Below are 14,448 nucleotides of genomic sequence, written 5' to 3'. Positions count from 1 at the left end.
ATACTCAGACCTGTCTTTCGCCGGATGGCGATGAACAAGGAAAGCACCCTTGAAACTGGACCCCCGGCACAGGCTCTCCCTCAAGCTGCTGCGCGTCGTATTGCTCGCGGCGCTGGTGGTGGGTGTCGTCCTGAGTTGCGCGCAGATCGTCTTCGACGCCCACAAGGCGCGGCAGGCGGTGCACAACGATGCCCAGCGGATCCTCGCCATGGTCCGCGACCCGTCCACCCAGGCGGTGTACAGCCTGGACCGCGACATGGCCATGCAGGTGCTCGAAGGCCTGTTCCAGCATGAAGCGGTGCGCTACGCCGCCATCGGCCACCCCGACGAACCCATGCTGGCGGAGAAATCCCGCCCGCTGCTGGACTCCCCCACCCGATGGCTCACCGACCCCATCCTCGGCCCCGAGCAGCACTATTCCATCCGCCTGGTCGGCCGCGGCGAGCCCGGCGAATACTACGGCGATCTGAAGATCACCCTGGACACCGCGCCCTACGGCCAGGACTTCGTGGTCACCTCGGTGATCATCTTCCTCTCCGGCATCCTCCGCGCCCTGGCCATGGGCCTGGTGCTGTTCCTGGTCTACCACTGGCTGCTGACCAAGCCGCTGTGGCGCATCATCGACCACCTCACCAGCATCAACCCCGACCGCCCCGGCGAGCACAAGCTGCCGATGCTGGCCGGCCACGAGCACAACGAACTGGGGCTGTGGATCAACACCGCCAACCAGTTGCTGGAATCCATCGAGCGCAACGGCCACCTGCGCCGCGAGGCGGAGAACAGCCTGCTGCGCATCTCCCAGTACGACTTCCTCACCGGCCTGCCGAACCGCAAGCTGCTGCAGCAGCGCCTGGACCAGATCCTCGCCGACGCCGGCCGCGAGGAACGCCGCGTGGCGGTGCTGTGCCTGGGCCTGGACGACTTCAAGGGCATCAACGAACAGCACGGCTACCAGTTCGGCGACCAGCTGCTGATCGCCCTGGCCGACCGCCTGCGCGGCCACAGCGCCCAGCTCGGCGCCCTGGCGCGCCTGGGCGGCGACCAGTTCGCCCTGGTCCAGGCCGACATCGAGCAGCCCTACGAGGCGGCGGAACTGGCCCAGCAGATCCTCGACGACCTGGAGCTGCCCTTCCAGCTCGACGAGCAGCCGGTGCAACTGCGCGCCACCATCGGCATCACCCTCTACCCCGAGGATGGCGAGAGCACCGAGAAGCTGCTGCAGAAGGCCGAGCAGACCATGACCCTGGCCAAGACCCGCTCGCGCAACCGCTACCAGTTCTACATCGCCAGCGTCGACAGCGAGATGCGCCGCCGCCGCGAGCTGGAGAAGGACCTGCGCGAAGCGCTGTCGCGCAACGAGCTGCATATCGTCTACCAGCCGCAGGTGGACTACCGCGACCACCGCGTGGTCGGCGTCGAGGCCCTGCTGCGCTGGCAGCACCCGACCCAGGGCTGGGTCGCGCCGGACCTGTTCATCCCCCTGGCCGAACAGAACGGCAGCATCTTCTCCATCGGCGAATGGGTGCTCGACCAGTCCTGCAAGCAACTGCGCGAATGGCACGACCAGGGCTTCGACGACCTGCGCCTGGCGGTCAACCTGTCCACCGTGCAGCTACGCCACAACGCCCTGCCCAGGGTGGTCAGCAACCTGTTGCAGATCCACCGCCTGCCGCCGCGCTCGCTGGAGCTGGAAGTCACCGAGACCGGCCTGATGGAAGACATCTCCACCGCCGCCCAGCACCTGCTCAGCCTGCGCCGCGCCGGCGCGCTGATCGCCATCGACGACTTCGGCACCGGCTACTCCTCGCTCAGCTACCTGAAGAGCCTGCCGCTGGACAAGATCAAGATCGACAAGAGCTTCGTCCAGGACCTGCTGCAGGACGACGACGACGCCACCATCGTCCGGGCCATCATCCAACTGGGCAAGAGCCTGGGCATGCAGGTCATCGCCGAGGGCGTGGAGACCCTCGAGCAGGAGGCCTACATCATCGACCAGGGCTGCCACGAGGGGCAGGGCTACCTGTACAGCAAGCCGCTGCCGGCGCGCGAGCTGACCCTCTATCTGAAGCAGGCGCGGCGCCTGGCCGAGGCCGCCGGCAGCTCCAGCATCGAACGCCGCTGATCCCCCCGCTGTGAAGGCTGCTGGCAAATCGCAAGCGCGGCCTTTTCAAAAATGCAAATCTTTCGCATTATGTTGCCGCTTTCGTTGCGCACACCTTTTTGCGCCACCCTCATGCTAAGGAACCCGCCATGACTCGTATGCCCTGGGCCACCGCCAGCCTGCTGGCCATCGCCATCTCCCTCGCCGGCTGCGGCGACGACAAGAAAGAAGCTTCCGCCCCGGCCAGCCAGGCAGCCACCCCGGCCGCCAGCACCCAGAGCGCCGCCCCGGCCGCCGCCAAGGTCGACGAGGCCGCGGTCAAGGCCGTGGTGAAGAACTACGCGGACATGGCGGAGGCCGTCTTCAGCGACTCCCTGACTACCGCCCAGGCCCTGCAGAAGGCCGTCGACGCCTTCCTCGCCAAGCCCAGCGAAGAAACCCTCAAGGCCGCCCGCGAGGCCTGGCTGGCCGCGCGCGTGCCCTACTCGCAGAGCGAAGCCTTCCGCTTCGGCAACAAGGTCGTCGACGACTGGGAAGGCGCGGTCAACGCATGGCCGCTGGACGAAGGCCTGATCGACTACGTCGCCAAGGACTACCAGCACGCCGAGGGCAACCCGGCCGCCAGCGCCAACATCGTCGCCAACACCGAGATCCAGGTCGGCGAAGACAAGATCGACGTCAAGGAAATCACCGGCGAGAAGCTGGCCAGCCTGAACGAAGTGGCCGGTTCCGAAGCCAACGTCGCCACCGGCTACCACGCCATCGAGTTCCTCCTCTGGGGCCAGGACCTCAACGGCACCAAGCCCGGCGCCGGCAACCGCCCCTACACCGACTACGTCCAGGGCAAGGACTGCAGCAACGGTCACTGCGACCGTCGCGCGGCCTACCTGAAGGCCGTCACCGACCTGCTGGTGACCCAGCTGGAAGAAATGGTCGGCAACTGGAAGGCCGGCGTCGCCGACAACTACCGCGCCAAGCTGGAAGCCGACGGCGCCGACGCCAACCTGCGCAAGATCTTCTTCGGCATGGGCAGCCTGTCCCTGGGCGAGCTGGCCGGCGAGCGCATGAAGGTGGCCCTGGAAGCCAACTCCACCGAAGACGAGCACGACTGCTTCAGCGACAACACCCACCACACCCTGTACTTCAACGCCGAAGGCATCCGCAACATCTACCTGGGCGAGTACAAGCGCGTGGACGGCAGCGTGGTCAAGGGCCCGAGCGTGGCCGACCTGGTGGCCAAGGCCGATGCCCAGGCCAACACCGACCTGAAGGCCGACCTCGACGCCACCCAGGCCAAGATGCAGGCCATCGTCGACCGCGCCGAGAAGGATGGCGTGCACTTCGACCAGATGATCGCCCCGGCCGACGAAGCCGACCACAAGATCATCAGCGACGCCATCGCTTCCCTGGTCAAGCAGACCGGCGCCATCGAGAAGGCCGCCGCCGCCCTGGGCATCCAGGACCTGAAGCCGGACAACGCCGATCACCAGTTCTGATCGACGCCCGCGCTGCGGCAACCGGCCGCAGCGCACTGGCCAAACCAAGGCCCCGCGAACCGGGGCCTTGGCGTTTCATCCGGGCCACACGGCAATAGCGAATACAAATTTTTCATATTTGCATTTGCCCAACTGCTAAGATGGCCCGCCCGTTTTTCAGCCTGGATCGCCTCGATGTACCGCCGTCCAACCGCCGCCCTCGCCGCCCTGCTCGCCACCCTGGCCCTCGCCGGCTGCGGTCGCGAAGAGCCCAAGGCGGTGGCCGAACCGGGCGAGGCCCTGTCCGGCGGCGGCGCCACCGTCTACCAGGCCGACCGCAACGCCTACTCCATGCCCTCGGGCAACCTCACGCCCAGCCGCCGCCTGGACTTCAGCGTGGGCAACAGCTTCTTCCGCAACCCCTGGGTGATCGCGCCCACCACCACCACCGCGCGCGACGGCCTGGGGCCGCTGTACAACACCAACGCCTGCCAGAACTGCCACATCAAGGACGGCCGCGGCCATCCGCCGGGGCCCAAGGACATCAACGCGGTGTCCATGCTGGTGCGCCTGTCGATTCCCGCCGGCGCCGAGGACGCACGCACGCTCAAGCGCCTGGGCGTGGTGCCCGAGCCGGTCTACGGCGGCCAGCTGCAGGACTCGGCGATTCCCGGCGTGGCCCCCGAGGCGCGGGTGCGCCTGGACTACCAGCCGCTGAAGGTAAGCTTCAAGGACGGCACCGAGGTCGAGCTGCGCAAGCCGATCCTGCGCCTCACCGAGCTGGGCTACGGCCCCATGCACCCGGACACCCAGTTCTCCGCCCGCGTCGCCCCGCCGATGATCGGCCTGGGCCTGCTGGAGGCCATCCCCGAAGCGGCGATCCTGGCCAATGCCGACGCCGAGGACCGCAACGGCGACGGCATCCGCGGCCGCGCCAACCGCGTCTGGGACGACGCCCGCCAGCAGACCGTGCTCGGCCGCTTCGGCTGGAAGGCCGGGCAACCCGACGTGGCGCAGCAGAACGCCCACGCCTTCTCCGGCGACATGGGCCTGACCAGCCCCCTGCTGCCCAGCGACGACTGCACCGAAGCCCAGGTCGACTGCCGCCAGGCCGTCGACGGCGGCAAGCCCGAGGTCAGCCAGCGCATCTTCGACCAGGTCGCCTTCTACGCGCGCAACCTCGCGGTGCCGGCGCGGCGCAAGGTCGACGACCCGCAGGTGCTGACCGGCAAGGCGCTGTTCCACCAGGCCGGCTGCGCCGGCTGCCACACCCCGAAGTTCACCACCGGGCCCGACGCCGCCGAGCCGGAGCTGGCCAACCAGGTGATCCGCCCCTACAGCGACCTTCTACTACATGACATGGGCGAGGGACTCGCGGACAATCGCCCGGAATTTCTCGCCAGCGGACGCGACTGGCGCACCCCGCCGCTGTGGGGCATCGGCCTGACCGAGGTGGTCAACGGCCATACCCAGTTCCTCCACGACGGGCGCGCGCGCAACCTGCTGGAGGCCGTGCTCTGGCACGGCGGCGAGGCCGAGGCGGCCAGGCAGCGGGTACTGGCCTTCGACGCCGCGCAGCGCAGCGCCCTGCTGGACTTCCTGAATTCACTCTAAGGAGCCGAACATGTTCCGCCCCCGACTACTGCTCACCAGCCTCGCCATCGCCCTGGGCGCCTGCTCGCCGCAGGACCCGCAGGCGACCACCAGCGCCGCGCTGGCCCAGCAGGTGATCCTGCCGGCCTACAGCCGCTGGGTCGACGCCGACCGCGCCCTGGCCGCCAGCGCCCTGGCCTTCTGCCAGGGCAAGGAAGAGCTGGCCAAGGCTCGCGCCGATTTCGTCGCCGCGCAGAAGGCCTGGGCCGAATTGCAGCCGCTGCTGATCGGCCCGCTGGCCGAGGGCAACCGCGCCTGGCAGGTGCAGTTCTACCCGGACAAGAAGAACCTGGTGGCGCGCCAGGTCGAGCAACTGCTCAACGGCGACGCGCAGATCACCCCCGTCACCCTGGCCAAGTCCAGCGTGGTGGTGCAGGGCCTGACCGCCTACGAATACATCCTCTTCGACGCCAAGATCGACCTGGCCGACGCCGCCACCCGCGCGCGCTACTGCCCGCTGCTGGAAGCCATCGGCGAGCACCAGCAGGCCCTGGCCCAGGACATCCTGACGCGCTGGAAGGCCGACAACGGCATGCTCGCGCAGATGAGCAAGTTCCCCAACGAGCGCTACGCCGACGCCCACGAGGCCATCGCCGAGATGATGCGCGTGCAGGTCACCGCCCTGGACATGCTGAAGAAGAAGCTCGGCACCCCGCTGGGCCGCCAGAGCAAGGGCATCCCGCAACCGTTCCAGGCCGAGAACTGGCGCAGCGACATCTCCCTGGCCAGCCTGGAATCCAGCCTCAACGGCGCCGAGGCGCTGTGGAAAGGCACCGACGGCAAGGGCCTGCGCGCCCTGCTGCCGAGCGAGCAGAAGGACCTGGCCGGCAAGATCGACGCCGCCTACGCCGACGTCCACGGCAAGTTCGCAGCGCTCAAGCAGCCCTTGGGCGAACTGCTCAAGGACGACGCCGGCGTCAAGCAGCTCAACGAGCTGTACGACAGCCTGAACGTGGTCCACCGCCTGCACGAGGGCGAACTGGCCAAGGCGCTGAACGTGCAACTGGGCTTCAACGCCAACGACGGCGACTGATCGGCCGAGCGCCGGATTTCAGCTCGCCAGGTCAGGGTGAATGAAGTGAAAGAGGTGAACGCCATGCTGCGACGTCACGTGATCGGCCTGGGCAGCCTGCTGCTCGGCGCCCTCTCCTTCGGCGGCTGGACGCTGTCGCGCAAGGGCAAGGAGCCCCTGCTGCTGTCCGCCCGCGACGACGCGGATGGCAAGCACTACGCGGTGGGCTACCGCCTGGACGGCAGCTGCGCGTTCGCCACCGAGGTGGGCCTGCGTTGCCACGCCATCGTCCAGCACCCGACGCTGCCGCTGGCGCTGTTCGTGGCCCGCCGCCCGGGGCGCCAGAGCTACCTGGTGAGCCTGGAGGACGGCCGCCTGCTGCAGACCCTGGACTCGCAGCCGGACCGCCACTTCTACGGCCACGGCGTGTGGCACAAGGACGGCGAGTGGCTCTACGCCACCGAGAACAACACCACCGACCCCGGTCGCGGCCTGCTCGGCATCTACCGCTTCGACGGCGAGAAGCTGGCGCACGCCGGTGAAGTACCGACCCACGGCCTGGGCCCCCACGAAGTGGCCTGGCTGCCCGACGGCGAAACCCTGGTGGTGGCCAACGGCGGCATCCGCACCGAAGCCGAAAGCCGGGTGGAAATGAACCTCGACGCCATGGAACCGAGCCTGGTGCTGATGCGCCGCGACGGCTCGCTGATCTCCAAGGAAACCCTGGCCCAGCAGATGAACAGCGTGCGCCACCTGGCCATCGCCGCCGACGGCACCATCGTCGCCTGCCAGCAGTTCATGGGCGACGCCCACGAGGCCGCCGACCTGCTCGCCATCAAGCGCCCCGGCCAGAGCTTCCAGCCTTTCCCGCTGGGCGAGGAACAGCGCCAGGCAATGGTCCAGTACACCGCCAGCGTGGCGGTGCACGACGAGCTGCGCCTGGTGGCCCTGACCGCGCCGCGCGGCAACCGCTTCTTCATCTGGGACCTGGACAGCGGCGCCCTGCGCCTGGACGCGCCGCTGCCCGACTGCGCCGGCGTCGGCGCGGTGAAGGACGGCTTCGTGGTCACCTCCGGCCAGGGCCGCTGCCGCCTCTACGACTGCCGCGGCGAGAAGATCGCCGCCGAGGCGCTGCAACTGCCGCCAGCATTCTGGGACAACCACCTGCACCTGGCCTCCTGAACCGCGCAGGGCCGCGCTAAATCCCCCGCGAGGGGAAACGTCCTGCAATCAAGGCACTTTGACGCGGCAGCGAACTCCGTCTAATGTGCGCACTTCTGCCCCGCAACGGGGCATTCCCGCCAGGCTCCGGGAACCGATGCAGTCCCGCGAAGGCAGGGCCGGTCATACAGGAACGGGCCCCTCGCAGCGCAGAGCCGCCAGGCACTTACCAAGGAACAGGAACATGTTGCGCCGCATGCTGATCATGCTCGGCGCGGTCGCCGTCATAGTCGCGGTGCTCGCCGGCTCCAAGTACTTCTCCATCCAGAAGCAGATCGCCCAGTTCACCGCGCCGCGCCCGCCGGTCAGCGTCACCGCGGTCAAGGCCGAGGAACTCACCTGGCAGAGCCGCCTGCCGGCCATCGGCACCCTGCGCGCCAACCAGGGCGTGGTGCTCACCGCCGAAGCCTCGGGTACCGTGCGCCAGGTGCTGTTCGCCTCCGGCGAGAAGGTCCGCGTCGACCAACCCATCGTGCAGCTGGAGAACGACGTCGAGGCCGCCACCCTGCGCACCGCCGAGGCCGACCTCAACCTGGCCCAGGTGGAGTTCGAGCGCGGCCGCAGCCTGGTCGGCCGCCAGGCCATCTCCAAGAGCGAGTTCGACCGCCTGGCCGCGCAACTGCAGCGCTCCAGCGCCACGGTCGCGCAGCTCAAGGCGGCGCTGGCGAAGAAGCGCGTGCTGGCCCCCTTCGGCGGCACCATCGGCATCCGCCAGGTGGACGTCGGCGACTACGTCTCGCCGGGCACGCCCATCGCCACCCTGCAGGACCTTTCCACCCTGCTGGTGGACTTCTTCCTGCCGGAACAGGACTTCCCCCGCCTGCAGGTCGGCCAGCGCGTGCTGGTCACGGTCGCGGCCTACCCGGGCCAGGTGTTCGAGGCGCGCATCCAGGCGCTGAACCCGCGGGTGGACAACGAGACGCGCAACCTGCAGGTGCGCGCGGCCATGGCCAACCCCGACGGCAAGCTGCTGCCGGGGATGTTCGCCAGCCTCGAGGTGCAGCTGCCGGAAACCGCGCAGCGCGTGGTGGTGCCGGAAACCGCCATCGCCTTCACCCTGTACGGCAACTCGGTGTACGTGGTGGGGCCGAAGCAGGACAAGGACGGCAAGCCGCAGAACGATGCCAAGGGCCAGCCGCTGCTGGCCGTGGAGCGCCGCTTCGTCAAGGTCGGCGAGCGCCGCGAAGGCAAGGCGGTGATCCTCGACGGCCTGAAGGTCGGCGACCAGGTGGTGACCAGCGGCCAGCTCAAGCTGGACAGCGGCACCCCGGTGGCCATCGTCGACGACGTGCGCTGAGCCGCAACCCAAGCACCAGGGCGGCCCGCGCGGCCGCCGAACCCCGCCCGGCCACGGCCGCGCGGGCGCAACGACAAAGGACTGAACCATGGCCTTTACCGATCCCTTCATCCGCCGCCCGGTGCTGGCGACGGTGGTCAGCCTGCTGATCGTCCTGCTCGGCATGCAGGCCTTCAGCCGCCTGGTGATCCGCGAATACCCGCAGATGGAGAACGCGCTGATCACCGTCACCACCTTCTACGCCGGGGCCAACGCCGAGACCATCCAGGGCTACATCACCCAGCCGCTGCAGCAGAGCCTGGCCAGCGCCGAAGGCATCGACTACATGACCTCGGTGAGCCGGCAGAACTACTCGGTGATCTCCATCTACGCGCACATCGGCGCCAACACCGACCGCCTGGTGACCGAGCTGCTGTCGAAGATCGGCGAGGTGAAGACGCAGCTGCCGCCCGACGCCGAGGACCCGGTGCTGGACAAGGAAGCCGCCGACGCCTCGGCGCTGATGTACATCAGCTTCTACAGCGAGCACATGGACAACCCGCAGATCACCGACTACCTGTCGCGGGTGATCCAGCCCAAGCTCGCCACCCTGCCGGGCATCGCCGAGGCCGAGATCCTCGGCAACCAGGTGTTCGCCATGCGCCTGTGGCTGGACCCGGTGAAGATGGCCGCCTACGGCATCACCGCCAGCGACATCGACGACGCCGTGCGCAAGTACAACTTCCTCTCCGCCGCCGGCGAAGTGAAGGGCGAACTGGTGGTCACCAGCGTCAACGCCGCCACCGACCTGAAATCGCCGCAGGCCTTCGCCGCCATCCCGCTGAAGACCCTGGGCGATCGCCGCGTGCTGATGAGCGACGTGGCGCGGGTGGAACTGGGCGCGGCCAGCTACGACTCGGTCAGCTCGTTCAACGGCATACCCTCGGTGTACATCGGCATCAAGGGCACGCCCAGCTCCAACCCGCTGGACGTGATCAAGGAAGTCCGCGCCAAGATGCCCGAGCTGGAGGAACAGCTGCCGCCGGACCTGAAGGTGTCCATCGCCTACGACGCCACGCGCTTCATCCAGGCCTCCATCGACGAAGTGGTGAAGACCCTCGGCGAGGCCATCCTGATCGTCATCGTGGTGGTCTTCCTGTTCCTCGGCGCCTTCCGCTCGGTGCTGATCCCGGTGGTGACCATCCCGCTGTCGATGATCGGCGTGCTGTTCTTCATGCAGCTGATGGGCTACTCCATCAACCTGCTGACGCTGCTGGCCATGGTGCTCGCCATCGGCCTGGTGGTGGACGACGCCATCGTGGTGGTGGAGAACATCCACCGCCACATCGAGGACGGCAAGTCGCCCTTCCAGGGCGCCATCGAGGGCGCCCGGGAAATCGCCGTGCCGGTGGTCACCATGACCATCACCCTGGCCGCGGTGTACGCCCCCATCGGCTTCCTCAGCGGCCTGACCGGCGCGCTGTTCAAGGAGTTCGCCTTCACCCTGGCCGGCGCGGTGATCATCTCCGGCGTAGTCGCGCTGACGCTGTCGCCGATGATGTGCTCGCGCCTGTTGCGCCACGACGAGAACCCCAGCGGCCTGTCGCACCGCCTGGACCTGCTCTTCGAAGGGCTGAAGCGACGCTACCAGCGCAGCCTCCACGCCACCCTGGACAACCGCCCGGTGGTGCTGGTGTTCGGCGTGCTGGTGCTGGCGATCATCCCGCTGCTGCTGGTGTTCACCCACAAGGAACTGGCGCCGGAGGAAGACCAGGGCATCGTCTTCCTCATGGCCAACGCGCCGCAGACCGCCAACCTGGACTACCTGAACAAGTACACCGGCGAGTTCGAGCGCATCTTCCGCAGCTTCCCCGAGTACTATTCGGCGTTCCAGATCAATGGCTACAACGGTGTGCAGAGCGGCATCGGCGGCATGTTGCTCAAGCCCTGGGACGAGCGCGAGCGCAGCCAGATGGAGCTGCTCCACGCGGTGCAGGCCGAGCTGGACAAGATCCCCGGCCTGCAGATATTCGGCTTCAACCTGCCGTCGCTGCCGGGCACCGGCGAGGGCCTGCCGTTCCAGTTCGTGATCAACACCGCCAGCGACTACGAGTCGCTGCTGCAGGTGGCCGAGCGGGTGAAGAAGCGCGCCGAGGAATCCGGCAAGTTCGCCTTCCTCGACCTCGACCTGGCCTTCGACAAGCCGGAACTGGTGGTCGACATCGACCGCGCCAAGGCGGCGCAGATGGGCGTGTCCATGCAGGACCTGGGCATCACCCTGGCCAGCCTGCTGGGCGAGGGCGAGATCAACCGCTTCACCATCGACGGGCGCAGCTACAAGGTGATCGCCCAGGTCGAGCGGCGCTTCCGCGAGAACCCCGAATGGCTGGGCAGCTACTACGTGAAGAACGGCCGCGGCGAACTGCTGCCGCTGTCCACCGTGGTGACCCTGCACGAGCGCGCACGGCCGCGCCAGCTCAACCAGTTCCAGCAGTTGAACTCGGCGATCATCTCCGGCGTGCCGCTGGTGAGCATGGGCGACGCCATCGACAGTGTGAAGCAGATCGCCGAGCAGGAGTCGCCGCGCGGCTTCGCCTTCGACTACGCCGGCGCCTCGCGGCAGTTCGTCCAGGAAGGCAACGCGCTGCTGCTGACCTTCGGCCTGGCCCTGGCGGTGATCTTCCTGGTGCTGGCCGCGCAGTTCGAGAGCTTCCGCGACCCGCTGGTGATCATGGTCACGGTGCCGCTGTCGATCTGCGGCGCGCTGGTGCCACTGTTCCTCGGCCTGTCGAGCCTGAACATCTACACCCAGGTGGGCCTGGTGACGCTGATCGGGCTGATCAGCAAGCACGGCATCCTCATCGTCGAGTTCGCCAACCAGCTGCGCCACGAACGCGGCCTGGGCGTGCGCGAGGCGGTGGAAGAAGCCGCGGCCATCCGCCTGCGCCCGGTGCTGATGACCACCGCGGCCATGGTCCTGGGGGTGATCCCGCTGCTGCTGGCCACCGGCGCCGGCGCGGTGAGCCGCTTCGACATCGGCGTGGTGATCGCCACCGGGATGACCGTGGGCACGCTCTTCACCCTCTTCGTGCTGCCGTGCGTGTACACGCTGGTGGCGAAGAAGGACCTGACGCCCGTGGCCGAACCGACGCCGGCGCATTGAACGAAAAAGCCCCGCAGCAGCGTAATGCTGTTCACTTAAGCGATATGTGGTGGTTCAGCGAAGGTGCGCCAGCCTGGCTTCGCTCCGTCACCCCAGCCCTCTCCCGCAAGCGGGAGAGGGGGCCGTTCGTGCCACCGGGGTGTCCGGCGGGGGCGTTGAGTCCAATCGCGGACAAGGTCCGCTCCTACGCCCGTGCTTCCTGGAACCGTAGCGGACCTTGTCCGCGATTCGGATTTCCAGAGAAATAGCCGCGCACTCCGAAACGCCCCTTCAGCAGGCCGAGCGAAACCGGCGCTCAGGAGGTCATGCGACATGGATGTCGCGAGAGCCCCGATGGGCTACAGGGACGTACCCTCGGGGCGGGCCTCCGTGGCGGGGGAATTCGCGAGGGTAGCCCGGCTCCATCGGGCCCGTATGTCGGGGCAAGCCTTTTTGGTTACTTTTGTGGCGACTGACAAAAGTGACTCGCCCGAGGGGGCGAAACAAGACGGTCGGGCAGACTCGGTGCGGCGCAGAAACACCCAAGCCAAGGCAACTGGGTTATTCCCCTTCGGGCCAGCGCAAGTATTGTTCGCGGCAATCACCAGGTTAAGGCCGGAGTGGGGCAAGCTTCGCGAGCCAAGCCATAACCCCAAATGAAAAATACCGTTTCCCCAGGCAGAGAAACGGCATCCTTTCTTAAGTGAACAGCATTACCGCAGCAGCGGGGCTTTTTCTTTGCCGGCCTTACGGCCGGATCGCGGACGGAGTCCGCTCCTACGGGGGAATGGCGTGGGTGGGGTGGCGTAGGAGCGGATCTCATCCGCGAATCGCGCCGGAACGTCCGGCTATCGCGGACAAGGTCCGCTCCTACAACGGTATTCCCCGTGGGAGCGGGCTCCGTCCGCAATGGCCCGGCCCCAGCCACGGTGCTGGCCGGGGCATGACAGCCTACGCCGGCTGCCGCTGCATCCCGCCCTTGTCCTGCCCGGCCTCGCGCTGCAGGCTCCAGTTCTGCAGGTGCTCGCGGCTCTGGCGGTAGGGCTTCAGGCCCATGCCCAGCAGCAGCACGCCGCCCAGCAGCGCCAGGCTGGTGACGATCAGCAGCGAGTAGCGCAGCGCCATGTCGTCGTGGAACACGAAGTCGGTGACCAACGCCACCGCGGTGGGGCCCACGCCCAGGCCGAACAGGGTGACCACGAACAGATAGATGGCCGAGGCCTGGCCGCGCATGGAGTTGGGCATGATCTCCTGGATCGCCGCCGGCGCCACGCCGAAGGGCATGCTCAGGCAGAACACCGTGGGCGCCATCAGCAGGGCCACCAGGTTGGCGTCGTCCAGCAGCGGGAAGGTCACCGACAGCGGCAGCGCCAGGCAGGCCGCCAGCAGGCCCACGCGCATGTTGGCGTCGGTCCTGCCGCGCTTGGCCCAGCGGTCGGCCAGGCGCCCGCCGAAGACGATGCCCAGGCAGCCGAACACCGCCACTATGCTGCCGTACACCACGCCGACGTGGCCGGCGTCCCAGCCGTAGGTGCGGACGAAGAAGGTCGGCACCCAGGCGCCGCTGCCGTAGCTGGCGAAGGAGATGCAGGCGAAGCCGAAGTTGTGGCAGATCACCGTCTTGCGGTTGGCCCGCAGGTAGGCGCCGACCTCGCGCATCGGCACCTCGACGCCGGCGCCCACGCCGTGGCGCTGCGGCTCCTTCACCGCCAGCATCAGCAGGGTGAAGAGCACCCCGGCGGCGCCGAGAATGAGGAAGATCAGCTGCCAGGGGCGCACTTCGCCGAGCAGCGGCAGGTGCACGTCGCCCTGGGCCGAGGCGAACTTGATCACCAGCCCGCCGAGCAGGAAGGCCAGCCCGGAGCCTAGGTAGATGCCCATGGAATAGACGCTGATGGCGGTGGCCCGGCGCTGCGCCGGGAAGCTGTCGGCGATCAGCGAATAGGCCGCCGGCGACAACGCCGCCTCGCCCACGCCAACGCCAACGCGGAACAGCAGGAACTGCCAGTACTGCCGGGCCAGGCCGCAGGCCGCGGTCATGGCGCTCCAGATCAGCACGCCGACGGTGATCAGCCCGCGCCGGCTGCGGCTGTCGGCCATGCGCCCGAGGGGGATGCCGCAAAGGGTGTAGAAGAGCGCGAAGGACAGCCCCATGAGCAGGCTCATCTGGGTGTCGCTGATGGCCAGATCGCGGCGGATCGGCCCGACCAGCAGGTTGAGGATCTGCCGGTCGATGAACGACAGGACGTAGGCAACCATGAGGATCGCCACCGTGGACCAGGCCACGGCACTAGAGGGGTAGCCGTTGTTGTTATTGTGCATGCCGAACTCCTGTTCGCCGCCAACGCGGCCAGAGCGAAGGGGTGGAGTGCAGCTTAGGCAAGCGCAGGGGAAACTGGCGCGCACTATCAGGCTGCTGAATGCGAGTGGGGGCCTCTGGATGATAAGGCGGAGGGGGGGGGCGAACCGTGTTCACCGGTGACTTCTGTGTCTTGGTTTGGCTCCTTTCCCTCTCCCTAACCCTCTCCCTGAAGGGAGAGGGAACCGTTCGGCGTGGTCTGGTTTTCC

At 67.9% G+C, this 14,448-nt stretch carries 8 protein-coding genes; 7 read left to right on the top strand and 1 reads right to left on the bottom strand.

Features of this window, described 5'->3' with window-relative positions; all coding sequences use genetic code 11:
- Positions 1–49: 49 nt before the first annotated feature.
- From QSJ95_RS06825 to QSJ95_RS06795, 7 genes are all read left to right on the top strand, one after another.
- Entirely contained in the window at positions 50–2,122 is a 2,073-nt protein-coding gene (locus tag QSJ95_RS06825; protein ID WP_043314055.1) for a putative bifunctional diguanylate cyclase/phosphodiesterase, read from the top strand.
- 128 nt (positions 2,123–2,250) lie between these two features.
- Positions 2,251–3,597: an imelysin family protein gene (locus QSJ95_RS06820; protein WP_285641029.1), complete on the top strand. Its 1,347-nt coding sequence runs from the start codon at positions 2,251–2,253 to the stop codon at positions 3,595–3,597.
- Between the two features lie 174 nt (positions 3,598–3,771).
- Positions 3,772–5,190 (top strand): di-heme oxidoreductase family protein, encoded by a 1,419-nt coding sequence (locus QSJ95_RS06815; protein ID WP_285641027.1) that lies wholly within the window; start codon positions 3,772–3,774, stop codon positions 5,188–5,190.
- Between the two features lie 10 nt (positions 5,191–5,200).
- On the top strand, positions 5,201–6,262 hold the full coding sequence (locus tag QSJ95_RS06810; RefSeq protein ID WP_285641026.1) for an imelysin family protein: 1,062 nt from the start codon (positions 5,201–5,203) through the stop codon (positions 6,260–6,262).
- A gap of 63 nt (positions 6,263–6,325) precedes the next feature.
- Positions 6,326–7,423 (top strand): DUF1513 domain-containing protein, encoded by a 1,098-nt coding sequence (locus tag QSJ95_RS06805; protein WP_285641025.1) that lies wholly within the window; start codon positions 6,326–6,328, stop codon positions 7,421–7,423.
- A 223-nt stretch (positions 7,424–7,646) separates the two neighbouring features.
- On the top strand, positions 7,647–8,759 hold the full coding sequence (locus tag QSJ95_RS06800) for an efflux RND transporter periplasmic adaptor subunit (protein ID WP_009615867.1): 1,113 nt from the start codon (positions 7,647–7,649) through the stop codon (positions 8,757–8,759).
- Positions 8,760–8,847: 88 nt separating this feature from the next.
- Positions 8,848–11,901, top strand: coding sequence for a multidrug efflux RND transporter permease subunit (locus QSJ95_RS06795; RefSeq protein WP_285641024.1), 3,054 nt, complete (start codon positions 8,848–8,850; stop codon positions 11,899–11,901).
- A gap of 930 nt (positions 11,902–12,831) precedes the next feature.
- On the opposite strand, the gene QSJ95_RS06790 is transcribed toward QSJ95_RS06795, so the two are convergent.
- Complete coding sequence (locus QSJ95_RS06790) at positions 12,832–14,202, bottom strand: spinster family MFS transporter (RefSeq protein WP_285641022.1); 1,371 nt, start codon at positions 14,200–14,202, stop codon at positions 12,832–12,834.
- Between the last annotated feature and the right edge of the window lie 246 nt (positions 14,203–14,448).

It is taken from the genome of Pseudomonas sp. NBRC 100443, assembly GCF_030268185.1.
GTDB classification, from domain to species: Bacteria; Pseudomonadota; Gammaproteobacteria; order Pseudomonadales; family Pseudomonadaceae; genus Pseudomonas; species Pseudomonas citronellolis.
The sequence above is the reverse complement of the archived record's forward strand: the minus strand, read 5'-3'. Positions and strand labels throughout refer to the sequence as shown.

Bases quoted from the DNA above. Each gene is read 5' to 3' on its own strand.
- QSJ95_RS06820 (WP_285641029.1), top strand. From the start codon at position 2,251: ATGACTCGTATGCCCTGGGCCACCGCCAGCCTGCTGGCCATCGCCATC.
- QSJ95_RS06815 (WP_285641027.1), top strand. From the start codon at position 3,772: ATGTACCGCCGTCCAACCGCCGCCCTCGCCGCCCTGCTCGCCACCCTG.
- QSJ95_RS06810 (WP_285641026.1), top strand. From the start codon at position 5,201: ATGTTCCGCCCCCGACTACTGCTCACCAGCCTCGCCATCGCCCTGGGC.
- QSJ95_RS06805 (WP_285641025.1), top strand. From the start codon at position 6,326: ATGCTGCGACGTCACGTGATCGGCCTGGGCAGCCTGCTGCTCGGCGCC.
- QSJ95_RS06800 (WP_009615867.1), top strand. From the start codon at position 7,647: ATGTTGCGCCGCATGCTGATCATGCTCGGCGCGGTCGCCGTCATAGTC.
- QSJ95_RS06795 (WP_285641024.1), top strand. From the start codon at position 8,848: ATGGCCTTTACCGATCCCTTCATCCGCCGCCCGGTGCTGGCGACGGTG.
- QSJ95_RS06790 (WP_285641022.1), bottom strand. From the start codon at position 14,202: ATGCACAATAACAACAACGGCTACCCCTCTAGTGCCGTGGCCTGGTCC.